This is a genomic window from Pseudomonas sp. GW821-FHT09A09, assembly GCF_059418405.1.
In genome coordinates this window covers 1-23834 of sequence record NZ_JBWKPU010000017.1, presented here as the reverse complement: position 1 = coordinate 23834, position 23834 = coordinate 1, and the positions used below count along the sequence as shown (strand labels likewise).

At 61.5% G+C, this 23834-nt stretch carries 20 protein-coding genes and 1 rRNA gene; 10 read left to right on the top strand and 11 right to left on the bottom strand.

Annotated features, from left to right (window positions below):
- Nucleotides 1–12: 12 nt before the first annotated feature.
- From AC07OV_RS16610 to AC07OV_RS16600, 3 genes are all read right to left on the bottom strand, one after another.
- Entirely contained in the window at nt 13–1119 is a 1107-nt protein-coding gene (locus tag AC07OV_RS16610; protein ID WP_495092599.1) for an efflux RND transporter periplasmic adaptor subunit, read from the bottom strand.
- A gap of 16 nt (nt 1120–1135) precedes the next feature.
- Nucleotides 1136–2356: a TolC family protein gene (locus AC07OV_RS16605; RefSeq protein ID WP_495092598.1), complete on the bottom strand. Its 1221-nt coding sequence runs from the start codon at nt 2354–2356 to the stop codon at nt 1136–1138.
- Between the two features lie 99 nt (nt 2357–2455).
- Entirely contained in the window at nt 2456–3361 is a 906-nt protein-coding gene (locus AC07OV_RS16600; RefSeq protein ID WP_176995234.1) for a cation diffusion facilitator family transporter, read from the bottom strand.
- Nucleotides 3362–3655: 294 nt separating this feature from the next.
- Between AC07OV_RS16600 and AC07OV_RS16595 the strand changes: the two genes are divergently transcribed.
- Nucleotides 3656–5026 carry a GntT/GntP/DsdX family permease gene (locus AC07OV_RS16595; RefSeq protein ID WP_176995235.1) on the top strand — a complete coding sequence of 457 codons (1371 nt, stop codon included), beginning with the start codon at nt 3656–3658 and terminating at the stop codon, nt 5024–5026.
- A 3-nt stretch (nt 5027–5029) separates the two neighbouring features.
- Here the strand turns inward: AC07OV_RS16595 and AC07OV_RS16590 are convergent, their stop codons facing one another.
- A complete protein-coding gene (locus AC07OV_RS16590; RefSeq protein WP_176995236.1) occupies nt 5030–6319 on the bottom strand; it encodes an MFS transporter in 1290 nt (429 codons plus the stop codon).
- A 186-nt stretch (nt 6320–6505) separates the two neighbouring features.
- On the opposite strand from AC07OV_RS16590, the gene AC07OV_RS16585 reads away from it, so the two are divergent.
- From AC07OV_RS16585 to AC07OV_RS16565, 5 genes are all read left to right on the top strand, one after another.
- The gene (locus AC07OV_RS16585; protein ID WP_259172017.1) at nt 6506–7924 is read left to right on the top strand and encodes a short-chain fatty acid transporter; all 1419 of its coding nucleotides are present in this window, start codon (nt 6506–6508) and stop codon (nt 7922–7924) included.
- Between the two features lie 127 nt (nt 7925–8051).
- Entirely contained in the window at nt 8052–8372 is a 321-nt protein-coding gene (locus AC07OV_RS16580; RefSeq protein ID WP_494996482.1) for a hypothetical protein, read from the top strand.
- Between the two features lie 93 nt (nt 8373–8465).
- Nucleotides 8466–10166 (top strand): acid phosphatase, encoded by a 1701-nt coding sequence (locus AC07OV_RS16575; RefSeq protein WP_495092597.1) that lies wholly within the window; start codon nt 8466–8468, stop codon nt 10164–10166.
- A 122-nt stretch (nt 10167–10288) separates the two neighbouring features.
- Nucleotides 10289–11458, top strand: a complete 1170-nt coding sequence (locus AC07OV_RS16570; RefSeq protein ID WP_494996480.1) for a hypothetical protein — start codon at nt 10289–10291, stop codon at nt 11456–11458.
- A 147-nt stretch (nt 11459–11605) separates the two neighbouring features.
- A complete protein-coding gene (locus AC07OV_RS16565) occupies nt 11606–12115 on the top strand; it encodes an SET domain-containing protein-lysine N-methyltransferase (RefSeq protein WP_494996479.1) in 510 nt (169 codons plus the stop codon).
- Here the strand turns inward: AC07OV_RS16565 and can are convergent.
- Nucleotides 12112–12756: a carbonate dehydratase gene (can, locus tag AC07OV_RS16560; protein WP_046070813.1), complete on the bottom strand. Its 645-nt coding sequence runs from the start codon at nt 12754–12756 to the stop codon at nt 12112–12114. The two genes, AC07OV_RS16565 and can, sit on opposite strands and share 4 nt — an antisense overlap.
- 154 nt (nt 12757–12910) lie before the next feature.
- On the opposite strand from can, the gene AC07OV_RS16555 reads away from it, so the two are divergent.
- The gene (locus AC07OV_RS16555) at nt 12911–13315 is read left to right on the top strand and encodes a serine kinase/phosphatase (protein ID WP_495092596.1); all 405 of its coding nucleotides are present in this window, start codon (nt 12911–12913) and stop codon (nt 13313–13315) included.
- 110 nt (nt 13316–13425) lie between these two features.
- Here the strand turns inward: AC07OV_RS16555 and rimI are convergent, their stop codons facing one another.
- Both rimI and AC07OV_RS16545 read right to left on the bottom strand, forming a co-directional pair.
- Nucleotides 13426–13878, bottom strand: a complete 453-nt coding sequence (gene rimI, locus AC07OV_RS16550; RefSeq protein ID WP_005784514.1) for a ribosomal protein S18-alanine N-acetyltransferase — start codon at nt 13876–13878, stop codon at nt 13426–13428.
- The gene (locus AC07OV_RS16545) at nt 13871–14617 is read right to left on the bottom strand and encodes an energy transducer TonB (RefSeq protein WP_495092631.1); all 747 of its coding nucleotides are present in this window, start codon (nt 14615–14617) and stop codon (nt 13871–13873) included. Before AC07OV_RS16545 ends, rimI begins: the two co-directional genes overlap by 8 nt.
- Nucleotides 14618–14803: 186 nt before the next feature.
- Between AC07OV_RS16545 and mksB the strand changes: the two genes are divergently transcribed.
- From mksB to mksF, 3 genes are read left to right on the top strand one after another with little or no spacing between them, the layout of a single operon-like run.
- Nucleotides 14804–16081, top strand: coding sequence for an Mks condensin complex protein MksB (gene mksB, locus AC07OV_RS16540; protein ID WP_176995243.1), 1278 nt, complete (start codon nt 14804–14806; stop codon nt 16079–16081).
- The gene (gene mksE, locus AC07OV_RS16535; RefSeq protein ID WP_135290752.1) at nt 16071–16778 is read left to right on the top strand and encodes an Mks condensin complex protein MksE; all 708 of its coding nucleotides are present in this window, start codon (nt 16071–16073) and stop codon (nt 16776–16778) included. The genes mksB and mksE overlap by 11 nt, the downstream gene beginning before the upstream one ends.
- On the top strand, nt 16775–19615 hold the full coding sequence (gene mksF, locus AC07OV_RS16530; RefSeq protein ID WP_495092595.1) for an Mks condensin complex protein MksF: 2841 nt from the start codon (nt 16775–16777) through the stop codon (nt 19613–19615). The genes mksE and mksF overlap by 4 nt, the downstream gene beginning before the upstream one ends.
- Nucleotides 19616–19784: 169 nt before the next feature.
- Here mksF and AC07OV_RS16525 read toward each other — a convergent pair whose 3' ends face one another.
- The 4 genes from AC07OV_RS16525 to rrf form a co-directional block, all read right to left on the bottom strand.
- Complete coding sequence (locus AC07OV_RS16525) at nt 19785–22088, bottom strand: PqiB family protein (RefSeq protein ID WP_495092594.1); 2304 nt, start codon at nt 22086–22088, stop codon at nt 19785–19787.
- Complete coding sequence (locus AC07OV_RS16520; protein ID WP_176995246.1) at nt 22081–22704, bottom strand: paraquat-inducible protein A; 624 nt, start codon at nt 22702–22704, stop codon at nt 22081–22083. Before AC07OV_RS16520 ends, AC07OV_RS16525 begins: the two co-directional genes overlap by 8 nt.
- Nucleotides 22691–23350: a paraquat-inducible protein A gene (locus AC07OV_RS16515; RefSeq protein ID WP_176995247.1), complete on the bottom strand. Its 660-nt coding sequence runs from the start codon at nt 23348–23350 to the stop codon at nt 22691–22693. Before AC07OV_RS16515 ends, AC07OV_RS16520 begins: the two co-directional genes overlap by 14 nt.
- Nucleotides 23351–23509: 159 nt before the next feature.
- A 5S ribosomal RNA gene (gene rrf / locus AC07OV_RS16510) occupies nt 23510–23625 on the bottom strand.
- Nucleotides 23626–23834: the final 209 nt, after the last annotated feature.

The window sequence follows — 23834 nt, the reverse complement described above, 5'->3', positions numbered from 1 at the left end:
TCACTCGCAGGATCAATGGGCGTGTTCGGCCGAGCCTTTGCCCAGTTCGGACTTGAGGATGAAGCTGCCGACCGTGGCCACCTGCGCCCCGGCGTCGAGGCCCTGGCGCACTTCGACATAACCGTTTTCGCTGACGCCCAGCTCCAGATGGCGGGTGATAAAACCTTCGGGGGTGCGCACGAATACCGAGGGTTTGTCCTCGACGGTCTGGATCGCGGCCTGCGGCACGGTGACCTTGGCCTGGTAGGTGTCGGTCGCCACCTGCACCGACACAAACAGGCCCGGGCGCCAAGCGTCATCGGGGTTGGGCACGGTCACGCGCACGGTGGCGGTGCGGGTTTGCTCACCGAGCAGGTTGCCGACATAGGCCACGGTGCCTTGCACGTCGGTGCCCATTTCCGTGGAGCTGATGGTCACCGGTTTACCGACACGCACCTTGTTCAAGTCCTTGGGAAACACGCCGAAGGTGACCCATACCTGGGACAGGTCCGAGAGGGTAAAGGCGTTGCTGGTTTCGCTGACCACCTCGCCCACGCCCAGGTGTTTTTCCACCACGGTGCCGGCGAACGGCGCACGCAACTCATAGCGATTGCCGCCCACCAACACCGCGCTGCCGCTGAGGGCGTTCATCTTCTGGCGCGCATTGTTCAGGGCGATTTCAGCTTCCTGCAGGGCCTGGCGCGCCAGCAGGTAATCCTGCTCGGCGGAGATTTTGTCCTGCCACAACTGACGCTCACGCTGGAAGGTGGTGCGCGCCAGTTCGACACGACGTTCGCTGGCCGCCAACTCGCTGCGCTGGTCGGAAATCTGCTGGCTGGCGATCACTGCCAGCAACTCGCCCTTCTTTACCGACTGGCCAAGATTGACCTTCACCGACTCCACCACGCCTGCCGCACGGGGCACGATGTGCGAGGTACGGTCTTCGTCGAAACGCACTTCGCCGGGCAGCGTGAGCATCGTGCTGATCGCACGGGGCTGCGCCTGAGCCAGCTGAATGCCGGCCGCCTGGATCTGCTGCTCGGTGAGTTCAAGTGCGCCTTCTTCTTCGTCGGCCTTGGCAAAACCGGACAGCATCAGGCCGAGGGCGACGGCAAGCGCCACGCCATGTTTAGGGTTCATAGAGGACTCCATAAAATCAAAACCGGGCGAGGTCGCCGTAGATTCGTTCGATGCGCACCCAGGCGTCGGTGGCCTGGGCGGTGGCCGCGAGGTATTGGGTGCGGGCTGCGATCAAGGTGCGCTGGGCGTCGAGCACGTCGAGGAAGTTGAACTTGCCCATCTCGAAACCACGGGTGGCGCTGTCCACTGCGCTCTGGGCAGCGGGCAGGATCTGTTGGTTGAAAGCACGCACTTCGGTGTTCGCGGTTTGCCACAGGTCCAGGGCCTGGCGGGTTTCGGTACGCAGGCGAAGCTCGGTGGCGTTGCGCAGGTCGCGGGCCTGGTCGGCACGACGGCTGGCGGCGAGTACGTTGCCCTGGTTGCGGTTGAACAATGGGATCGGCATCGACACGCCGATCAGGTTCACTCGTTCGCGCACACTGGCGTCGTATTGGCTGCCGATGGACAGGTCGAGGTCGGGAATGCGCTGGGCTTTTTCCAGGCCTACGCTGGCTTCACTTTGCAAGATCTGCAACTCGGCCAGGCGCAGCTCGGTGGTGTGTTCCAGACGCGCCAGCAACTGCGCCGAAGCCGGTAATTGCGGCACCACTTGGGCTGGCGCGGCAACGGCCTGGAAGTCGGTGGCGGCGCTGCCGGTGCTGGCGGCCAGGCGACGATAGGCGTCAGTGAGGCCGACCTCGGCGCGGTTCAGTTCCAGGCGTATTTCCGACAATTGCACCTGGGCGCGGGTCGCTTCCACCGGCGACGATTTACCTGCGGTCACGCGCCCATTGGCGACCACCAGGCCGCGCTCGGCCAGGGCCAGCGAGCGCTGCGCCAGGTCAAGGCGTTCCTGAGCGCGCAGGGCGCTGTAATAGCTGCCGATCACCTCGGCGCGCAGGCCGTTGCGCCGCTGCTCCAAGGTCAGCGCCGCCGCGTCCTGGGCCCGCGTCGCCACGTCGATACGCGCGCCACGCTTGCCACCCAGTTCCAGGGTTTGGCTGAGCTTGAGGGTGGTGGTGCGGGTATCGCGACGGGTGTCTTCGGCATCCAGCGAAGCGACCGGGTTGGGGATCAACCCCGCTTGCTGGCGACCGCCCCTGGCGATGTCGATTTCCCATTGCGCCGCCGCCAGGTCCGGGTTGTTGGCGAAGGCGGTTTGCAGGGCCGAGTCGAGGGTGAGGGTTTGTGCCTGGACGGCACTGGCGGCGGCCCACAAGGCGGCCGCCCCCAACAGTGTTCTAAGCGAAAGTGCCATAACGAGAGTTCCACGCCCATGAAGTTGCTGAGGTTTCCCAGCGGGGGCAATGTAGCGTTCAGCACTTATCGCGGCGGTGGAGCAAAGATTACAAATCCGTCAGGCATGCACCTCGTCATGCTCATCGTGCTGAAACCCTTCGCCCTCGACCTGAATGGTGGCGTGGGAAATATCGAATTGTTCGTGCAGCAACTCCGTCACTCGACTGAGGATCTGTTGCTCGGAGCCTTGGGACGCATCGGCGACCAAGTGCGTGCTCAGCACATTCTTGCCGCTGGTCAGGGCCCAGATGTGCAAGTCGTGCACGTCCCTCACCCCAGGCACGCTACGAATGCCCTGCTCGACCTGATCGATATCAACGCCGTCCGGCACACCTTGCAGCAGCACGTTCATGCTTTCCTTGAGTAGCGTCCAGGTGCGTGGCAACACCCAGAAGCCGATGGCGGCCGCCACCAGCGAGTCGACCCAGCCCCAGCCGGTGAGCATGATCACCACCGCCGCGATGATCACGCCGATGGAGCCGAGCATGTCACTCCACACTTCCAGGTAGGCGCCCTTAACGTTGAGGCTCTCGCCGCTGGCGGCGCTGAGCAGGCGCATGGAGATCAGGTTGACGATCAGCCCCAGCACTGCAATCACCAACATGCCGGTGGACTGGATCTCGGCCGGCGCCTGCAACCGTTGGTACGCCTCATACAGGATGTAGAACGCTACAGCGAATAACAGCAACGCATTGAACGCCGCTGCCAGTATCTCGAAGCGCGCATAACCGAAAGTGCGCTTGCGGTCGGCCGGGCGCTTGGCGACCTGGATGGCCACCAGGGAGATCGCCAGGGCCAGGGCGTCGGTCATCATGTGCGCGGCGTCGGACAACAGTGCCAGGCTGCCGGTGACGAAGGCGCCGATCACTTCAGCGATCATGAAGCTGCCCGTCAGGCCCAGGGCCATCCATAACTTGCGCTCGTGGCCGGCGCGTACCTGGGCGTGGTTGTGTCCTGCGCTCATGGGGCGGTACTCCTGATGCGTTGTGTAGGAGCCGGTTTGCCGGCGATAACGGTTTTGGCCGTTGCGCCGACCTTGCGGGCGTCATCGCCGGCAAGCCGGCTCCTACAAAGATAGAGTCCTGATGCAAAAAAGTGGCATGCCTTGCGGATTTGTCATCCGGCCGCCAGTCCGGCGTTATTTTTTGGCGCACCAAAATCGCACACGGGCGCTCTGCCACGGTTCTATCAGGTATGCTTTTCGTGCAGGAAACAAAAAGAAACAAATTAGCCAACCTGTTCGATAAGGAGTCCCGTTTTGGAGTTATCGACTGCCGCGTGGATGGTTCACGACACCCGCCTCATGTTTTGTGTACTGCTGGCCATCGCCAGCATCATCGTGCTGATCAGCGCGACCAAGCTGCCGCCGTTCCTGTCGATCCTGATCGGCACCTTCATCGCCGGTGTCGGCGCCGGGCTGCCACCGGAGGAGGTCGCCAAGGCGTTCAGCAAGGGTGCCGGTGCAATCCTCGGTGAAGCCGGCATCATCATTGCCCTGGGCTCGATGCTCGGCGCGCTGATGGCGGAATCCGGCGCCGCCGACCGCATCGCCACCACCCTGCTCGGCCTGGGCAAGGGCAAGTCATTGCCCTGGGTGATGGCGCTGGTGGCCATGGTGATCGGCTTGCCGCTGTTCTTCGAAGTGGGCCTGGTGATGATGGTGCCGATCATCTTCGTGATGGCTAAACGTTCGAACCTGCCGCTGCTGAAAATCGCCATCCCGGCGCTGGCCGGCATGACCACCCTGCACGCCCTGATGCCGCCGCACCCAGGCCCGCTGATTGCGGTGGGTGCGTTGCACGCGGACCTGGGCCTGACCATGTTGCTGGGCTTCTGCCTGGCGGTGCCGGCGGTGATCCTGGCCGGCCCGATCTACGGCAACTGGTTGTCCAAGCGCCTGCACGTGGATGAACCCGCCGACATCGGTGCACTCTTCAGCGCACCGCCCAAGGCGCCGCGCCAGCCGAGCTTCGGCGTGTCGTTGCTGATTATTTTGTTGCCGGTGATCCTGATGCTCGGCAGCACCCTGGCCAAGGTCGCCATGTCACCGGAGAGCCCGGTGGCGTTGACCTTGAAGTTCCTCGGTGAACCGCTGATCGCCCTCGGCCTGGCGGTGATTGCGGCCGTGATCTGCCTGGGCTGGGCGGCCGGCATGCCGCGTGCCGAAGTCGGCAACACCCTGCGCAAGGCCCTGGCGCCGATCGCCGTGTTGCTGCTGACCATCGGCGCCGGTGGCGGCCTCAAGCAAACCTTGCTGGACGCGGGCGTCAGCCAGACCATCAGCAAGGTCGCCGAAGGCGCGCACATGCCGTACCTGCTGCTGGCGTGGTTGATCGCCGTGGCCTTGCGCCAGGCCACCGGCTCGGCCACCGTCGCCACCACCACGACGGCGGGCATCCTCGCGCCGATGATGGCCGGGCTGGCGGCCACGCAAAGCTCACTGGTGGCCCTGGCGATTGGCGCCGGCTCGGTGTTCTTCTGCCACGTCAACGACGCCGGGTTCTGGATGGTGCGCGAGTATTTCGGCCTGCAGTTGAAGCAGACGATCTGGGTGTGGTCGGTGTTGCAGACCATCGTTTCAGTCGTCGGCTTGATCGGTACGTTGTTGCTCTGGCATTTCCTGACCTGAGCCCTACGCAGCCAAGGTGTGGCGCTTGCCAAACAGCGCCACACTCACCACGCCCACCGCCCCCATCACCACGCAATAGCCCACGCAGATCCACGGGCTGGTCGGCATCAGCGCGATCAACAGCAGCGGCGTGGTGCTCGCCCACAGTGCGTAGGCAATGTTGTAGGTGAAGGAAATGCCCGACACCCGCACCTGCGCCGGAAACAGGCCGACCATCACCGACGGTACCGCGCCCACCACCCCGCAACTCAAGCCCGCCACGGCATACGCCGCGCCCAGCCAGACGCCACCGGCGATGAGGCTGGCGTACAACACAGCAACCCCCACCGGTAACAGCAGGCTGTAGACCAGCACCGCGCGCCAGGCGCCGATGCGGTCCACCAACAGGCCGGCAAGCACGCAGCCGATGTTCAGGAACACGATGCCCAAGGCGCTCAAGGCAAAGGTGTGGCTGGGGCTCATGCCGAAGGTTTTCTGCATCATGGTCGGGGTGATGACCACCAGCACCACCACGGCGGAGGTGAGCACGCAGGTGAGGATCATCGCCGGCAGCAGCACCGCACGGTGGTCGCGCAGCACCGTGCGCAGCGGCAATTCGGCGGCGGCCTGGCGGCGGGCCTGCATTTCGAGGAACACCGGGGTTTCGCTGAGCCAGCGGCGCAGCCACACGCCGATCACGCCGAACACACCGCCGAGCAGGAAGGGGAAGCGCCAGGCGTAGTCGAGGATTTCGGCCGGGGTGAAAACTTGCGCCAGCAGGGTGGCGGTCAGCGCGCCGAGCAGGTAGCCAAAGGTCAGGCCGGCTTGCAGGAAGCCCAGGGCGTAGCCGCGATGGTTTCTCGGCGCGTGTTCGGCGACGAAGGTCCAGGCGCTCGGCACTTCACCGCCCACGGCGGCGCCTTGCAGCACGCGCAGCGCCAGCAGAATCAATGGGGCGAAATAGCCGATTTGCGCATAGGTTGGCATGACGCCAATCAGCAGGCAGGGCAACGCCATCATCAGGATGCTGAGGCTGAACACCCGTTTGCGCCCCAGATGATCGGCAAAATGTGCCATCAGGATGCCGCCCAGCGGCCGCGCCAGGTAGCCGGTGACGAAAATACCGAAGCTTTGCAGCAGGCGCAGCCACTCGGGCATTTCCGGCGGGAAGAACAGTTGGCTGAGGGTCAGCGCGAAGAACACGAAGATGATGAAGTCGTAGATTTCCAGGGCCCCGCCCAGGGCGGCCAGGCCCAGGGTTTTGTAGTCGGAGCGGGAAAAACGCTGCGCCCGTGGGAAAGAGGTGGCAGTCATGACAAGGCTCGGCAGACAAACAAAATGGCGTGCAGGTTATGAGTTGGGCCGAGTGATGGCAATCACGACAGATATATTTGTTTTCCTCATTGATCGATGAAGATAACTGCATTCCCATATCAATGGCCGTAGCGGAACATGCCGTAAAACTGCCAACACCCATAATAAATACAAGAGGAATGACTCGTGGCCGATGCTATCGAAGAAAGCCGCTATGCCCGATTTGCCCTGCGTTGTTCCAACTTCGCCGAACGCTGGTTTCCTGACTCCTGGGTGTTCGCCGCCCTCGCCGTGATCATTGTCGCCGTGGCGACCCTGGGCATGGGCGCTGCGCCGGCCGAAGCCGCCAAGGCCTTTGGTGACGGGTTCTGGAGCCTGATTCCGTTCACCATGCAGATGGCCTTTGTGGTGATCGGCGGTTACGTGGTCGCCAGCTCTCCACCTGCGGTGAAGCTGATCGATCGCCTGGCGCGCATCCCGAAGAACGGCCGCTCGGCCGTGGCGTGGGTGGCGTTGATCTCCATGGTTGCCTCCCTGCTGAACTGGGGCCTGTCCCTGGTGTTTGGCGGGTTGCTGGTGCGTGCGCTGGCCCGCCGTACGGATTTGCGTATGGATTACCGCGCAGCGGGGGCTGCTGCCTACCTGGGTCTTGGCGCCGTGTGGGCCTTGGGGCTGTCGTCGTCGGCCGCGCAACTGCAGGCCAACCCGGCCAGCCTGCCGCCGTCGATTTTGTCGATTACCGGGGTGATCCCGTTCACCGACACCATCTTCCTGTGGCAATCGGGCGTGCTGCTGTTGGCGCTGATTGTGGTCTCGCTGATTATTGCCTACGCCACCGCACCCGGGCCGAACAGCGCCCGTGATGCCAAGGCTTGCGGCGTCGACCCGGCGTTCAATCTGCCCAAGGTGCAAGCACCGACTCGCCCGGGCGAATGGCTGGAACACAGCCCGTTGCTGACCATTCTGCTGGCGTTGCTGGCGGCCGGTTGGTTGTTCCACGAGTTTTCGACCAAGCCGGCGATCAGCGCCATCTCGGGGCTGAACACCTACAACTTCCTGTTCATCATGGTCGGTGCACTGCTGCACTGGCGCCCGCGCAGCTTCCTTGATGCCGTGGCCCGTGCGGTGCCGACCACCACGGGCGTGCTGATCCAGTTCCCGCTGTATGGCTCGATTGCGGCGCTGATGACCGTGGTCAAGGGCGGCGACGGCCAGACCCTTGCGCACCATATCTCGCTGTTCTTCACCTCCATTGCCTCCCACGACACCTATGCCTTGTTGATGGGCGTGTACTCGGCGGTGCTCGGCTTCTTTATCCCGTCGGGCGGCGGCAAGTGGATCATCGAAGCGCCTTACGTGATGCAGGTGGCCAATGACCTGCAATACCACCTGGGCTGGGCGGTGCAGATCTACAACGCTGCCGAGGCGCTGCCGAACCTGATCAACCCGTTCTATATGTTGCCGCTGCTGGGCGTACTGGGGTTGAAGGCACGGGACCTGATTGGGTTCTCGTTTGTGCAGTTGCTGGTGCACACGCCGTTGGTGCTGTTCCTGTTGTGGGCACTGGGGACTACATTGAAATATCTGCCACCGGTCATGCCTTGATAGCAACGTCTCATTGATCACGTGGGGTTGTCGTACACCCGGCAACGACAACCCCTGACTCCTTCCGCCAGGGCCTTTGATTAATCTGATTCGGATTCCTCCCTCACCCAACACCAAGGAAAATCCGATGACGCCCCTATCCAAATCACTGGAAGAGTTGATCACTGATATCTACCAGGACGACACCGTCTCGGTCACTGAGTACAGGGCCTTGCGTGACGACGCTGATCGCCGCATGGCCACCGTCATCAAGGAGTTTGGCCTGCATAACAACGTGACCGCGTTCCAGAAATCGATCGACGTGGCCATGCAGCTGTTGCAGACCAGTGTCATCGATGCAAAAAAAGCCAAGCTGACTGACACCGGCGAAGCCATCGTCAAGGATGCGGTGACGGCACAGGTGGAGTACTTACGCGCTGGTGCCCAATTGGCCCTGCGCCTGCTCTGATCCTCTGATTCAAACCGCTGTCTTCTTTCCGTCACATTGCGTTGTTACCGTCCTGCGAAATATCTTGCAACACCTCGACAGGGACTCCCAACAATGAGTGATGAGCACGAAGACCGCCCTTCCCCCGATTCCGCAGACCCGGCGCCGGTAGACACCAGCCGCCGGCGTTTCCTGGGAGGCGCGGCAGTGCTGGGGGTCGGCGCAACCTTGAGTGCGTGCGGCAATACCAGCGAAGCACCGGGCAAGCCGGTGGCGCGACCGCTCACTCCGCAAGAGCTGGACAAGGCCCTGCACGACCAGGTGAAAACCGTGGTGGTGATCTACGCCGAGAACCGCAGCTTCAACAACCTGTTTGCCGACTTCCCTGGCGTCGAAAAGCCACTGTCCGCCCTCTCTGCGGCCGACGTGCAGCAACGCGACCGCGACGGCAGCCTGCTGACCACCCTGCCGCCCGCCTGGGGCGGTGTGCTGCAAGTCGGCCCGCAAAGCGTGGACGGGGTGACCTACCCCAGCGAAGTGCAGTTCCAGGAAAACCTGCCCAACGCGCCCTTCGCCCTCAAGGGCCCGAACGCCGAAGACCTGCCCCTGAGCCTGGTGACCCGCGACTTGTGGCACGTGTTTTATCAGAACCAGATGCAGATCAACGGCGGCAAGAACGACAACTTTGTCGCCTGGGCTGACTCCGGAGGCCTGGTGATGGGGTATTACGCCCAGAGCCGGTACTCCCTGCGGTTGTGGGATGTGGCCAAGGAATTTGTGCTCTGCGATAACTTCTTCCAGGGTGCATTTGGTGGCTCGTTCCTCAACCACCAGTACCTGATCAGCGCCACGGCACCGTTTTATCCGAATGCCGCACAATCGGTGGCCAAGGCCCAGATCGCCACGCTGCAAAGCGATGACCCGACCGACCCGCGTCTCAAGCCTCTGGACAAATCCCCGGCCAGCGCCATGACCGGCCCGCCGCAGTTCGGCCCCAGCGCGCTGACCCCGGACGGCTACGGCGTAAATACCCTGGCCCCGCCTTACTGGCCAACGTGGATTCGCGACCCGGAAAACCCGGACTACTCCAAACCCGACCTGCCCAACGTGCTGGTGCCGCAAACCCACGAGCACATTGGCGACAAGCTGTCGAAAAAGAACGTCGACTGGGCGTGGTACGCCGGGGCCTGGCAGGCCACGCTGGATCAGTTCAAGGACTCGGGCGGCATCCCCAAGATCCCGAACTTCCAGTACCACCACCAGCCGTTCAACTACTTCAAGAAACAAGGGCCTGAGAACCGCGCCGAGCGGGACAAGCGCCTGCGCGACGGCGGTTTGGGCGATGAGTCGAGCACCAACAAGTTTTTCGCCGATGCCCAGGCCGGCAAGCTGCCTGCCGTGAGCTTCTACAAGCCCCAGGGCAACCTGAACATGCACGCAGGCTACGCCGACGTGGCCTCGGGCGACCGCCATATCGCCCGCGCCCTGAAGGTGCTGCAAGAAAGCCCGCAGTGGAAAAACATGGTGGTGGTGGTGACCGTCGATGAAAACGGCGGCTGGTGGGACCACGTGGCACCGCCAAAAGGCGACCGTTGGGGCCCTGGCACCCGGATTCCGGCGCTGGTGGTGTCGCCATTCGCACGCAAAGGCACGGTGGACCACACGGTTTACGACACGGCGTCGATCCTGCGCCTGATCACCCGTGTGTTCCAGCTGGAGACCCTGGACGGCCTCAAGCAGCGTGATGACGCGATGATCGCCCGTGGCCAGAAGCCGATGGGTGATCTGAGCAACGCATTGCAGTTCACCCTGTAGGTTTTCTTATCCAATAGCGACACAGCTGGCGATTTAGCACGCGGTTTTCCTGGTCAACCGCTACTGTGTGCACGTGGGCTTTCACCCCGCGCAGACGGGCTTTCGCTGACAAGGAACAGACAATGTTTAAACCGACCAGGTTGTCCTTCACCCTGGCCGCACTGATGGCCAGTGCGGTCGTACAGGCCGACATCGAAGTACCGCTGGGCAGCACGCAACGTGTGACCCAGCTGTTCGCTTTTCCCAATAACTGCAACGTGATCTGCTTGCGCCCGTGGACGCTGGAGCAGACCGCCGAGCATTATTTGAACCAGAGCCTGCAGCGAGACGGTTACAGCCGGGCCAAAGTCAGTGTGAAGACCCATGATGGGCAGGTGTCGGCCACCTTCAGTGGCGTGCCCGACAACTACGGCCAACCGCTGACCACGCTACTCAACACCGCCGACCTGGCCTACCAGGGCGCCAGCAAGCTCAATACCGACGGCAAGTGGGCCTATAACTGGTACCTGTTCCTGCCGCTGGGCATGGCCCTGGAAAACCGCAAAAGCATCGAGCTGCTGCACTTTCCACCCGATTACTCACTGACCCAGGCCCAGGATTACCTGGAGTCGGCGACCACCGACCGCTGGGCGACACTGCTGACCGACAATGGCATCCCGGCCACCGAAACACCGGCGTACCAGACCATCATCGATATCGCCCCGATTGCCGCGCCGTCCAACGCCGGCAAGGACCTGGAAAACGTCTACAGCTACTTCGCTGACTACCAGACGCGCATGGTCAAGGAGTTGAGCCTGCAACCCAACGGCTCATTGCCAATGGTGGCGTTCGGCGCGCCGGTGCGCAGCTGGATAAAACAGCAATATGGCCAGACCGTGGGCGTGCTGGGCCTGGCGCAGATCAGCCCGGCGACAGGTAAAACCGTGTCGGTGCTGGGCGCCAACCACCCCAGTTACATCTGGTACGCGGCCGATCCGGCCACCTATGACGGTAACGAACAAAAGGCCGATGAAGCCGGTTTGAAAGTGATGGGCCAGGACCTGAGCGCCGCTTGCTGGCAGGCCGGGATGGGACAGAAACCGGCGAGCGATCCGAATGTATTGCTCAAGGCCTGCATGAACACCTGGCAGGTCACCCGCAAGGAACAGACCTGTGAACTGTTCTACACCTCGGTGCGCAACTTGCCGCCGGAGCAAGCCAACGCCAAATGCGCCACGCCGCCTGTCAAAGCCCAGCTTAAACAGCTGAAAAGCGCCGCTCCCGCCCCTTCCGTCACTGCCCCAGCGCTGTAGGGCGCACAAAAAAAAACCAATTTCTACTGTCAGATTTGACAGTAGAAATTGGTTGTAACTTGAGCAAGTCTTGAAGTGCGCCCATTCGCTGCAAGACTGGCAGTCAGACACTCTCCGCAGGTCGATGCAGCCTAAGCCAGGAGAGTCATGAACACTCAAGCCAAGGACAAGGCCAAAAAAGCCAAGAGCAATTACCTTTATCCCTTCAAGCTGTTACTGGGCCTGGGTTACCCCACGACGGAGCATTTTGAAGTGATGCAAATGGCCAATGGCATGCAAACCGGTATCCGAACGCTCGTCGCCTTCGACAGCCGCGTGTGCATCGCCAAGATCTCCGGCTATGCACTGAGCGAACGACGCGTGCACACGTTGCGGTTATCCCCACGCATCCACCTGTACGACTGCTGGTTCACAGGCCTGGTCATGCATTCGTGCAATCCGAACGTGTTCCTCGACTTGCATTACCTGGAGGCCTGGACCGTACGTCATATCCCGGCAGGCGAACAGCTGACCATGGATTACGCCACCACCGAGGACGTGCTGTTCCGGCAATTCGCCTGCCAGTGCGGCGAGCCGAACTGCCGGGGCTGGATCACCGGCAACGCGGAAGCCCCGAACGCCGAAGGCAGGCAATGGTACGAACGTAACCGGCCTTAAGCTTCGCCCAGCGGGCGCAGACGATATTGCGGCGGTAGCTGCTCGAAACCACTGATGGTGGTGTTCAAACTCTTCCAGCGGCCGTCCTTGATGCCATAGATGCAGCCATGGATCGACAGGCTCTGCCCACGGTGCCAGGCGTTTTGCACAATGCTGGTATGCCCGACGTTGGCCACCTGCTGGATCACGTTCAGCTCGCACATCCGGTCGACGCGCTCTTCTTCGGTTGGCAGCTGGGCCAACAGATCACGGTTTTCGTAGTAGAGGTCACGAATGGTGCGCAACCAGCCGTCGATCAGGCCGAACTGACGGTCCTGCATCGAGGCACGTACGCCGCCGCAGCCATAGTGGCCGGTGACCAGGATGTGTTTGACCTTGAGCACGTCCACCGCGTACTGGATGACCGACAGGCAGTTGAGGTCGGTGTGCAGCACCACGTTGGCCACGTTGCGGTGCACGAACAGATCACCCGGCAGCATGCCGACGATCTCGTTGGCCGGTACCCGGGCGTCGGAGCAGCCGATCCACAGGTATTCCGGGGTTTGCTGGCGGGCAAGCTTGGCGAAGAATTCGGGATCTTCCTGTTTGATCGCGTCCGCCCAGCGTTCGTTGTTATCAAGCAGGTCTTGTAGTTCGTTCATCAGGGAAAGCCTCAGGAATGATGCGCAGTTTTGTGACTGACAACCCCACGTCCAGGTCACGCCCTGCCGTTGAATAACAAGCATGAATCCGCTTGAATCTTTGGGCCGTGCCGCCTGTCCACACACTATAAGCCCCACAGTATGAGGATTGGCCATGACTGAATCACGACGTCCCTACGGTGCAACGCAACCGGAACCCATTGATGACAATGAAGACCGCATGGGTTCGATGCGCGAACTGGACTTTGACGAAGAGGAACCCACGGCGGAGATCGGCGATGAGATCCCGCGGCGTGAACGTGAACACCGGATGCCCGACGAACGGGTGCGGGAAGCCGGGCTTACCGGCGCATCCACCGATGATCACGAGTCGACGGACGATGACATGAGCCCGGAAACGCTGATCCATGAAGACGGTGCACGGGATGCCCGCGAGCTGGGCGAGGGTGATCAGGCGGATTGGGATTTGAGCATCGTGGGTGAAGATGAGATTGGCGGCGGGAATGGGTTGGATGAGGCGGAATTGGCTGATGTCGACCCGATAGACGGTAAACCCTGATACGCCTTCATACCGACTATCCACCACGACCTGTAGGAGCCGGCTTGCCGGCGATGGCGATCTTGAGGGCGCTATCGCCGGCAAGCCGGGCTCCTACAGCGGCGTGTTGGTTAGTCGACCAGGGTGCAGGCCATGACAACCGCGTCTTCGCGGCCACCCACGGCGGGGTAGTAATCCCGGCGGCGGCCGATTTCGTTGAAGCCGTAGCGCTCGTACAGGCGGAAGGCGCCGGTGTTGCTGTCGCGTACTTCCAGGAAGCACTCCCGGGCACTGGCGGCGTAGGCGCGGGACATCAGGTGCTCCAGCAACGCCAGGCCAAGGCCACGGCCCTGGTTTTCGGGTTTGACGGTGATGTTCAGCAGATGCGCTTCATCGAGGATGATCTGGACCACGCCGTGGCCCACCTGCTGCTCGCCTTCGAACATCAGCCAGATCTGGTACTTGCCCAGCCCATCGAGAAAGATTCCGCGGGTCCAGGGGTGGCTGAACGCCGCGTATTCGATTTTCAGCACGGCGTCGAGGTCAGCCTCGGTCATCGGGCGGAAGGATAAAGCCTCACTCATCAGTTGTTTTCCAGCGCGCCATCAGCCGGCGCATGGCTTGCCAGACATCAGCCTTACGCTGTGGCTCTTCCATTAATAGTTCCAGGCCCGGCAGGGCCCATACCGAGCCCAGGCCTTCGACCTGCAGCTCGCGGTACCACGCTTCGGCATTGGCCTCGCCGGCGAAGCGTACGGCAGGCAGGCCGATCAGCCACAGGCACACGCAGGGTTCGTCTTCCAGGCGTGCCGACACAAAACCTTGCACAAAATCCCGTGCGGCTTCGGGGCCCTGGTTCATGTTGCCACGTACCAGGAGCGGCCAGCGCACCGGGTCGCCGATGATTTGCGGGCTGTCGGGCAGGCCGGCGGCGCGCAGCATGTCCTTGAGCAGCATGTAGGCCGGGTCGCGGGTCTGGAAGCGTTCGCCGGTGGGCAGTTCCACCAGCAGCAGACAGCGCCCGGCACGCAGCAATTGCAGGGCAAAACGCGGCGGCGGCACGACCGGGGCCTTGACCACTGGGGCAGCCTCCTCGGCTACCACGGGCGCCTTGGCCGCCGTCGAAGGGCGTGGCACTTCGATCTTGGCGCGTTCCACCACCGGACGTACGGGCGCAGACGACTTCGTCACCGCGACCGGCGCCGCCGCCTCCTCGCCCGATACCTCCAACGCCTCATAAGGCTCAAGCGCTTCCAGCAGCTCGGGCCGCGACGGCGCGGCAAACGGCAGTTCGGTGCGGGGCAGCCAGTTGACCACCTGCATGGCGGTCAAGTAAGCGCGACGTCGGGACTCGATAAGCACAGCTCGGCCACTTGTGGATAACTAAAGAGCGGGGATTCTACCGCTGTTCGGCAACAATCGCCCACTGCGCACTGACCGGCTGTGGATAAATCCCCCGCCCGATGCAGTACAATCGCGACTTTTCATCGCCAACCAGCGGCCTTTCCCATGATCGAACCCAAGCGCGTCCTGCGCGCCCTCGCCGAACACTGGGCCTTACTTGAGCCACTGTGCGAACACTTCGACCAAGGCACCTTGAGCCTGGGCGAGCTGCGCGCACAATTGGCCGCCCAACAACTGGACAGCACGCCACAGGACATTACCAGCCTGTTGGACGTGTGGATTCGCCTGGATATCCTGGTGCCTGTCGCCAAGAGCCCGAACCGTTTCGAGCTCAATGCGCAGATCCACGACTTCCTGGCCTATCTTCGCAAGGAGCACCGGCTTGGCCTGTGCCTGGAAATCGAAGCCTACCTGCGCCACCTTGAGCGCCTGGCGGGTTATATCCAGGACGCCTTCGACATCCGTGATGGCCACGACCTCGCCCGCCAGCTGCGCTTGCTCGACATGCGCGTGCGGGACGTGCTGAAAAAACTCGCCAACGACGAACAGGCCCTCGCTGCCGTGGCCGACCGGGCCAAGACCAGCGACCGGCAGATCCCGTTGCGCCAGCGTTACGCCGAGGTCCTGGCGACCTGGGACGAATACGTCGAACCGATGATCCAACTGGTAAACGCCGACGGCGCCTTCGAGCAAGGCGTGCGCAAGGTGGAAAACGTGTTGCTGCGCCTGCTCACCGAGCAACAGCGCCTGGGCCACCTGGTGGACGACGACATGTTGCTGCGCACCCACGCGCGCATCCTCGAAATGCAGACCAGCGCCCAGCTGACCTTGCGCCATGCGCGGGAACTGCTGCTGCCCCTGCGTGAAGAAGCACGCCGGCACAACGCCGTGACCCGTGGCGCGGCGCTGGCCCTGTCGGCGATCCGCCGCAAAGGCCTGGACGCGGTGCCGCAAGCGGCGATGCCGATGTTCACCCGGCCGCAAAGCACCTTCCTCGGCAGCGCGAGCCAGGTGGAAGCTTATGTATACGCACTGGCGAACTTCGAACCGAAACCGGCAAAGTTTCCAAAAGCGCACAAGTCCTACAAAGGCGACGCCCAGCGTGCACCGCGCACGGTCAAGGAAATGCTCGAGCGCTGCGAAGACGCGCTGCCGATGCCGGACCTGATGACCTGGCTGCTGGAGCAGGAACCGAACGGCGCCACCGACGAATTGCTGTACTGGTTCTCACGCCTGTCCCGCGAAAAACGCTTCAAGCGTGAACGCCTGGAACGCCGCGATTACCACACACACGAGCACCAGGTCAGCCTGCGCTCCTTCGCCCTGCTCCCGGCCGCTGTTGAAGCGACCGAGAATTCCGCGAGCACACCTCATGCATCTTGATCTTTCCGAACTGTCCCAGCTGGCGCCGATCTTTCGCGAGCTGTTCAAGGGTTATCACGTCAGCCGCCGCGACCCGGAGCTGTACGCGCAATTGTCGAATTTCCAGGACCAGTACCGCACGCTGTTCAAGGCCCTGGGCTTTGAACTGGTGTGCGACACCCGTGGCTTCTACTACTTCGTGCCGGACACCGCCGTGGCCGCTGCGCAGGTGAACAAGACCGCGCAACGCCTGGCGCTGTTTACCTTCATCATCGTTGAACACCTGGCCGACCAGGGCCGCGACCCGATTGCCGTGCTCGACGGTGGCAGCCTGGGCCGCGATGAGCTGCCGTCGTTGCTGGAGAAGTACCGCGACCTGTTTATCCAGGCCGAAGTGCAGACTCAGGAAGAACTCGAAGAAAAGATCATGCGCCGCATGACCCAACTCGGGTTTGCCAGCGAAGACAACGGCGTGTACCGCTTCCTGCCGCCAATGCACCGTTTCCTCGACGTGTGCCTCTCGGTGCAGCAGGACCGCGACCTGGCGGCCAGCGTGCACAGCGTGTTGCCGTTGCCGGCACCGGTGATCATCGATGAAGACAGCGATGAGAAACTGCTGAAAACCGATGACCCGCTGGACTTGAGCGACTTTGCCGATGAAAGCGAAGAAGACGCCCTGGCCCGTGCCATTGCCGAAGAACAGGAGACCGACGCATGAGTAAGGAACGCTACGGCATCCGCCGCTTCGCCCTATTGAATACCGCCGGCTACAGCCTGGGCCTGTTCCCGCTGGAAGAGCCGCTGTCGGTGTATGGCGCGAACAACCTGGGTAAATCTGCGTCGATCAACGCCTTGCAGTTCCCGATCCTGGCACGCATGTCGGACATGAGCTTCGGCAAGTACACCCTGGAACAATCGCGCCGGTTCTACTTTGCCAGCGACACCAGCTACATCCTCGTGGAAGTGTCCCTGCCCCACGGCCCGCATGTGATCGGCGTGGTAGGTCGCGGCCCGGGTGGCGGTTTCGGTCACCAGTTCTTTGCCTATGCCGGCAAGCTGGATCTGGCGCACTACCAGAAGAACGACACCTGCCTGCGCCAGAAGGAATTGTTCACCAACCTTGAGCGCGAAGGCCTGAAAGCCTACGAACTCAAGCCCGATGAACTGCGCCGTTTGCTGGTGGGCGGCCACACGTCGATCCCGCTGGACCTGACGTTGATTCCGCTGCGCTCCACCAGCGAGCAGAGCCTGAAGACCTTCCGCGCACTGTTTATCAACCTGCTGCACATGCGTGAAATCACCGCGGCCAAGCTCAAGCAACTGTTCCTCGATGCGTTCGAACACAGCCTGCGCTCCGGCAGCGTGGACTACATCGCCGCGTGCGAAGAAGCTTTCCGTGATGTACGACGCATGGAACAGGACTACAACTCGCTGGTGGCCGCCGGGCCGCTGGTGGAGGCCTTGTCCAACGGCGTGAAACAGCGCGATGTCCTGCGCGGCAAACTGCATCGCCTGTCGCCGCTGCTGGATTCGCTGCTGGGCACCTGGTCGGACTACGCCAGTGCACGCAAGGAAGAACTGACCATTCAGGCCGAGCACTACCGCAACGAGCAGGACGCGCTGCAAAACGACCAGCGTGGCGGCACCCAGGAGCTGATGCGCCTTGAGCGGGAGATCAGTGGCATCCAGCGCTGGCTGGGCGAGTTGTCGGTGCTCAAGCATCGCTTTGCGCTGGTCGATGACGTGAAGGTGCTGGAGCAGCAGTTGCTGGCGGCCAAGGATGCTCACGATGAACTGGCGGGCGCCCTGGCGCAGTCGCGGCAGTTCAGCGCCGAGGACCTGGACGAACGCTTGCGCGACCTGGAGAAGCGCCTGAAGTCGGTCAAGCAGCAGCTAGATCACGCGGACAACAACAGCTACGCCAAACTGCGCGAAGAATTCTCGCAGCAGGATGTCGAGCGTCTGATGCGCCTGTTCAACAGTTCGTTGTTCAGCCTGCCGTTGGGCGAGCATGGCATCACGCTGGATGAGGACGGCCAGTGGGTTAAATCCCTGGAGCAGATCCTCGATGGCTTCAAGGGTGAACGCTTTGAAGTGCCGGGGTTGTCCATCGACATCTCGCACATCGAACCACCGGCATTGCAGGCCCTGGCGGACCGCGCAGCATTGCGTGACCAGAAAGAGCGCCTGGAAAAAGAACTCAAGCAGCTCAAGACCCAACAGGCCGTAGCCGCTGACCGCGCGGCGAGCAAGACCCAGACCGAAGCGCTGTACCAGCACGTGCTGGACGCGCAGAAAGCGTTGGAAGACTTCCGTCGTGCACAGACTCTGAGCGCGGAAGAAGGCGAGAAACTGGAAAACCTGGCGCAGATGGAAGCCGCTCAGGATGAGTTGAAGCGTTCCAGCGATGCGTTTACCGAACGCGTCCAGCAACTGTCCGCCAAGCTACAACTGGTGGGCCGCCAGATCGGCGATATGGAAGCCAAGCAGCGCACCCTGGATGACGCCTTGCGTCGTCGTCAGTTGCTGCCGGCTGACTTGCCGTTTGGCACACCGTTCATGGACCCGGTCGACGACTCCATGGACAACCTGCTGCCGCTGCTCAATGACTATCAGGACAGCTGGCAAGGCTTGCTGCGCGCCGATGGCCAGATCGAAGCGCTGTACGCGCAAGTGCGCCTCAAGGGCGTGGCCAAGTTCGACAGCGAGGATGACGTTGAGCGTCGCCTGCAGTTGCTGATCAACGCCTATGCGCACCGTACCGACGAAGCCCTGACCCTGGGCAAGGCACGCCGTGCGGCGGTGACCGATATCGCGCGGACCCTGCGCAATATCCGCAGCGACTACGACAGCCTTGAGCACCAACTGGCGTTATTCAACCGCGAGATCAACAAGCGTCAGGTGTCCAACCTGCAGAGCTTCCGCATCGTGTTGGCGCCGAACAAGGAAGCGCTCAAGCACATCGACCAGATCATCCACAGTGCCGGCCAGTATGAAGAAGGTGAAACGCTGTCGGTGTTCGACCTGAGCCAGAGCGCCGAACAGGACAACAAGAACGAAGAGGCCAAGGAATACCTGGCTCGCCTGGTGGCCGCCAACCATAACCAGTTGGGCCTCAAGGACTTGTTCGAACTGGCGTTCGAGATCACCAAGGTGCACGGGCAGCCGGTGATTCACACCGACATCGACGGTGCGGCGTCCAACGGCACCACCATGACCATCAAGGCGCTGACCAACATGTACTTGTTGCTGCACTTGATGGACCGCGACCAGGCCGGGCGCGTGCGCCTGCCTTACTACCTCGATGAGGCGGCGGACATCGACGAGAAGAACCAGGCGGCATTGCTGGAAACCAGCTTGCAGCTGGGCTTTGTGCCGATCCTGGCGAGTGTTAAGCCGCAGGTGTCGGCGCAGGTGGCGATCGACCTGGAAGGCGGTAGCGGGCCGAACGGAATCTATATCGATGAGGCGGACTGGAAGTACATCCGCCGTCATGATGTGGTGAAGGCGACGGTGAATGTGCAGGCGGATGAGCCGGAGTTGGATGAGGTCTGATTTTTTCGGCTGAAATGCAAAAGGCCCCTGGATGAGAATCCAGGGGCCTTTTTTGTTGCCTGTTCGGGCCTCATCGCGGGCAAGCCCGCTCCCACATTTGGAATGCATTGTTTCTGAAAATGCATTCCCCTGTGGGAGCCGGGCTTGCCCGCGAAGGCCGCGCCTCGGTCTACTTGCCGAGCGGAATCTTCGGCGCCCAGGTCAGCCATTCATCTTCAAACTTGTCGAACAGCGGGAAGGTTTGCTGCGGCCGTGCAGCGTTACCCATGCGCTCGCCGTCGGGTGTTGCGAAGGCGATGCCACCGGCCACCAGAGTTTCGAGAGACTCGGTGCGCACCGTTGCGCCTTTGAACAGACCGAAGTCGAGGCCGAAACCGCTGGTGTTCCAGAAGCGGCTGCCACTGCGTACCAGCGGTGCGTATTTCGGTTCGATCAGGATGTGGATAAGCACACGGTCAGCCGTCTGGCCCAATTCGTAGCCAGTGACTTTGCCGACGGTCACTTCACGGTAGGTCACTGGAACGCCCTCTTTCAGTGAACCACGGCGGGCGGCGCTAAGCGTGAGGCTCAGGCCCTCTTCCTGATGGATGGCTTTCGGCGGTTCATCCAGTGCCACGAAGCTTTTTTGCGGCCCGGCGTTTTTGACGGCGGGCTGCACTTCGATGTATTGGCCGGTGACCAACGTTTCCAGGTTCGAGGTTTTCATCAGGCCCAGCTCAGGCTTGACCACCCAGAACTGGCTGCCCGTGCGCGCAATGCGATCGGCCACTTGAGTGATGCGCGCGCTGAGCAGGACCGATTGCATGTCGGCACTCAGGTCGACATTCTCGATCTTGCCCACATCCAGCCCTTTGAAGCGTATCGGTGTGCCTGGACGCAGGCCGTCGGCGCGATCAACCTTGATGGTCACCAGGGTGCCGTGTTGATTGGCCGCTTCGCGATCGGCAAACAAACGGAAACGCGGGATGCGTTTTTTCAACGGCACGTTCGGCTCTGGGGTTTCGAAGGCGATGCCACCGGCCATCAGGCTGGCAAGGGATTCGCTTTTCACCTGAATGCCGCCGGTGAGTCCACCGGTCAGGGTAACGCCGCTGGCGTTCCAGAAACGCGTCGAGCCGTTGACCAGGTTTTCGTATTCCTTCTCGATGTGGACGCCGATCACCAGTTGCTTGTTCTTGCGCGAGAACTGGTAGCTCTGCACCGAGCCAACCTTGACCTGCTTGTAGAGGATCGGGCTGCCGACATCCAGCGAGCCGAGGTTGTCGGTAAACAGCACCATGTGCAGGCCTGGGGAGCGCAGATCCAACGGTGGCGCTTTGGCGCGGGCGACAAATTCGCGCTGGGGCGCGCTGCCTTTGTCGCCGGGGCGGATGGCGATGTAATTACCTTTGACCAAGGCTTCCAAGCCGGTGATGCCGGCCAGGGAGATCGATGGTTTGACCACCCAGAACTGGGTGTCCTGGACCAGGTAGTCTTCGGCCAATGGGTCGAGCGTCAGCTCGGCGTTGGCGCTGGACAGGTCCGGGTCGATCTTCAGGGTTTTCAGGCTACCGACCTGAATGCCTTTGTACATGACCGGCGTGCGCCCGGCTTGCAGGCCTTCGAAGTCGGTGAGCTTGACCTTGACCTTGATGCCCGCTGCGGCGGCGTCGAAGTCTTCATACAGGCGGAACGGCAAGCTCGGGTCGGTGGGTGGGCTGTCCTTGCGGTTTTCCGGCGTGGCGAAGGCGATGCCGCCGGCGACGATGCTGGACAGGGATTCGCTGCGCACTTTTACGCCGGAAAGGTTGGCGTCGATGCTGATGCCGCTGGCGTTCCAGAAACGTGTGTGTTTGCGCACCAGGCTGGCGTAGGTCGGCTCGATGTAGACCTTGATCTCGACGGTGCTCTGGTCTTCGGACAGCAGGTAGCTTTTGACCTGGCCGACCTGGATCTGCTTGTAGAACACCGGGCTGCCACGATTTAGGGAGCCTAGGCGATCAGCCTTGATGGTCAGGTGCAAGCCGGGTTTGGCATCGGACAACGGCGGCTCTTCGGAGAGCGCCTTGAACTTGCGCGTGGGTTCGCCGTCGCCAGGGCTGGCGGCGATGTAGTTACCCGAGACGAGGGTTTCCAGCCCCGTGATACCGGCTAGGCTGACGCTGGGCTTGACCAGCCAGAAGCGGGTGTTGGTCTTGAGGTATTGCTCGACGTCCTTGTTCATCTCGATGGTGGCAATGACTCCCCGATTGTTACCCTCATCGTCCAGGGCCAGGGTCTTGACCTTGCCCACGGGCATGCCTTTGTAGACCACTTCGGTCTTGTTCACCTGGATGCCTTCGCCGCTTTCAAAGCGAACCTGGATTTCGATGCCCTGCTGGGTATAGGCACGCCATCCCAGCCAGCCGCCGATGATCAACGCAATCAGGGGCAGGACCCAAATGGCCGACCAGTTGGAGGCTGGGCGGGTTTTAGCTTTTGGCAAATCACTCATGGTCGTCGTCCGACTCCGTGTTGTCCCAAATCAGTCGGGGATCAAAAGTTACTGCGGCAAGCATCGTCAAGATCACCACACTGGCGAACGCCGCAGCGCCGAGATTGGCCTCGACACTGGCAAGTCGCCCAAAGTTTACGACCGCCACCAGGATGGCGATCACGAAGATATCCAGCATGGACCAGCGGCCAATGAACTCGATAAAACGGTACATCACAATACGTTGTTGCGCGGACAGCGGTTGATGGCGCTGCACCGAGAACAGTAGCAGACCTATGCCCACTAGCTTGAAGGTCGGCACCAGGATACTGGCAATGAACACCACGGCAGCGATGGGGAACATGCCATGCTGCATCAGCTGGATCACCCCGGCCATGATGGTACTGGGGTCACCCTGGCCGAGCGAGTTGATGGTCATGATGGGTAACAGGTTGGCTGGAATGTACAAGATGGCCGCGGTAATCAGCAGCGCCCAGGTACGGGTGAGACTGTTAGGACGACGGGCATGGATCAACGCACCGCAGCGGGTGCAGATCTGTTCATCGTTATCGGGGTCCTGCTTGTTCAACTCGTGGCATTCGGTACAAATCAGAATGCCTGCATCAATCGCCCGCATGTTCATCCTCTCCTGAAAGGGCTTCCCAGATCTGGTGGGGCGACATCACCACCTCAAGCAGCACCTGCACCATCAATAGGCTGACAAAGCAGGCCAGCCCCAGGCCGATCGTGATGGCGGCCATGTCGGCGAGTTTTACGATCGCCACCAGTACGCCCATCAAGTAGACCTCCAACATCCCCCAATCCTTCATGTGATGGTAGATGCGGTACAGCAGCAGCCCATAGCTGCGGCCGATGTTCCAGCGAATGCTGAGCAACACAGCCAACTGGCACAGCAGTTTGAGCAGAGGGATCCCCATACTGCACAGGAACACTACGATGGAGACGCCTTGCATACCTGTATCGAACAAGCCCACGACACCGCTCCATACCGTGTCCTCGGACGTCTGCCCAAGTAAGTTGAGCTGCATAATGGGTAAAAAGTTCGCAGGGATGAACAACAGCAACGCGGCGATCACCAGCGCGAGGCTGCGTTCAACGACGTTGTGACGGTGGGCGTAGAGCTCGTAACCGCATCGCGGGCATTGGGCCTTTTCGCCGAGGGCGAGCGATGGTTTGCGCATCAGCAGATCGCACTCATGGCATGCCACCAGGTCGTCCAGTGGTAAATCCGACACCTCGAGGGCATCAACCGGATCCGGCATAGGTAGGGCTCAGACTCTAAAAAAGGTTAGGTGGCTATTCTAGTGGTCTGGTTCAGAAATAACTGTGCAAATTTGTCGGGGGATGTACGGTGATCTGGTTTTCGACCGCCCAAAACAAAACCCCTGTCTGCGTTAGCAAACAGGGGTTTTGGAATTTAATCTTGACGATGACCTACTCTCACATGGGGAAACCCCACACTACCATCGGCGATGCATCGTTTCACTGCTGAGTTCGGGATGGGATCAGGTGGTTCCAATGCTCTATGGTCGTCAAGAAATTCGGGTACTGAGTCGTGGCCGGCTGGCCTCGCTTCAGCAAATTGGGTATGTGACAGCTATCGGTGCTTTGAGAGCGTCGAACTTTCGGTTCATTTCGTCTTCACACACCGCAATCTGGCCTTTCGACTCAAATTGCTTGGGTGTTATATGGTCAAGCCTCACGGGCAATTAGTATTGGTTAGCTCAACGCCTCACAGCGCTTACA

Excerpts from the sequence above, each read along its gene's own strand:
- AC07OV_RS16570 (WP_494996480.1), top strand. The coding sequence starts at position 10,289 with ATGTTTAAACCGACCAGGTTGTCCTTCACCCTGGCCGCACTGATGGCC.
- mksB (WP_176995243.1), top strand. The coding sequence starts at position 14,804 with ATGATCGAACCCAAGCGCGTCCTGCGCGCCCTCGCCGAACACTGGGCC.
- AC07OV_RS16520 (WP_176995246.1), bottom strand. The coding sequence starts at position 22,704 with ATGCGGGCGATTGATGCAGGCATTCTGATTTGTACCGAATGCCACGAG.
- mksF (WP_495092595.1), top strand. The coding sequence starts at position 16,775 with ATGAGTAAGGAACGCTACGGCATCCGCCGCTTCGCCCTATTGAATACC.
- AC07OV_RS16590 (WP_176995236.1), bottom strand. The coding sequence starts at position 6,319 with ATGACTGCCACCTCTTTCCCACGGGCGCAGCGTTTTTCCCGCTCCGAC.
- AC07OV_RS16555 (WP_495092596.1), top strand. The coding sequence starts at position 12,911 with ATGACTGAATCACGACGTCCCTACGGTGCAACGCAACCGGAACCCATT.
- AC07OV_RS16565 (WP_494996479.1), top strand. The coding sequence starts at position 11,606 with ATGAACACTCAAGCCAAGGACAAGGCCAAAAAAGCCAAGAGCAATTAC.
- AC07OV_RS16605 (WP_495092598.1), bottom strand. The coding sequence starts at position 2,356 with ATGGCACTTTCGCTTAGAACACTGTTGGGGGCGGCCGCCTTGTGGGCC.
- AC07OV_RS16610 (WP_495092599.1), bottom strand. The coding sequence starts at position 1,119 with ATGAACCCTAAACATGGCGTGGCGCTTGCCGTCGCCCTCGGCCTGATG.
- AC07OV_RS16580 (WP_494996482.1), top strand. The coding sequence starts at position 8,052 with ATGACGCCCCTATCCAAATCACTGGAAGAGTTGATCACTGATATCTAC.
- AC07OV_RS16600 (WP_176995234.1), bottom strand. The coding sequence starts at position 3,361 with ATGAGCGCAGGACACAACCACGCCCAGGTACGCGCCGGCCACGAGCGC.
- rimI (WP_005784514.1), bottom strand. The coding sequence starts at position 13,878 with ATGAGTGAGGCTTTATCCTTCCGCCCGATGACCGAGGCTGACCTCGAC.
- AC07OV_RS16545 (WP_495092631.1), bottom strand. The coding sequence starts at position 14,617 with ATGCAGGTGGTCAACTGGCTGCCCCGCACCGAACTGCCGTTTGCCGCG.
- AC07OV_RS16575 (WP_495092597.1), top strand. The coding sequence starts at position 8,466 with ATGAGTGATGAGCACGAAGACCGCCCTTCCCCCGATTCCGCAGACCCG.
- mksE (WP_135290752.1), top strand. The coding sequence starts at position 16,071 with ATGCATCTTGATCTTTCCGAACTGTCCCAGCTGGCGCCGATCTTTCGC.
- AC07OV_RS16525 (WP_495092594.1), bottom strand. The coding sequence starts at position 22,088 with ATGAGTGATTTGCCAAAAGCTAAAACCCGCCCAGCCTCCAACTGGTCG.
- AC07OV_RS16515 (WP_176995247.1), bottom strand. The coding sequence starts at position 23,350 with ATGCCGGATCCGGTTGATGCCCTCGAGGTGTCGGATTTACCACTGGAC.
- can (WP_046070813.1), bottom strand. The coding sequence starts at position 12,756 with ATGAACGAACTACAAGACCTGCTTGATAACAACGAACGCTGGGCGGAC.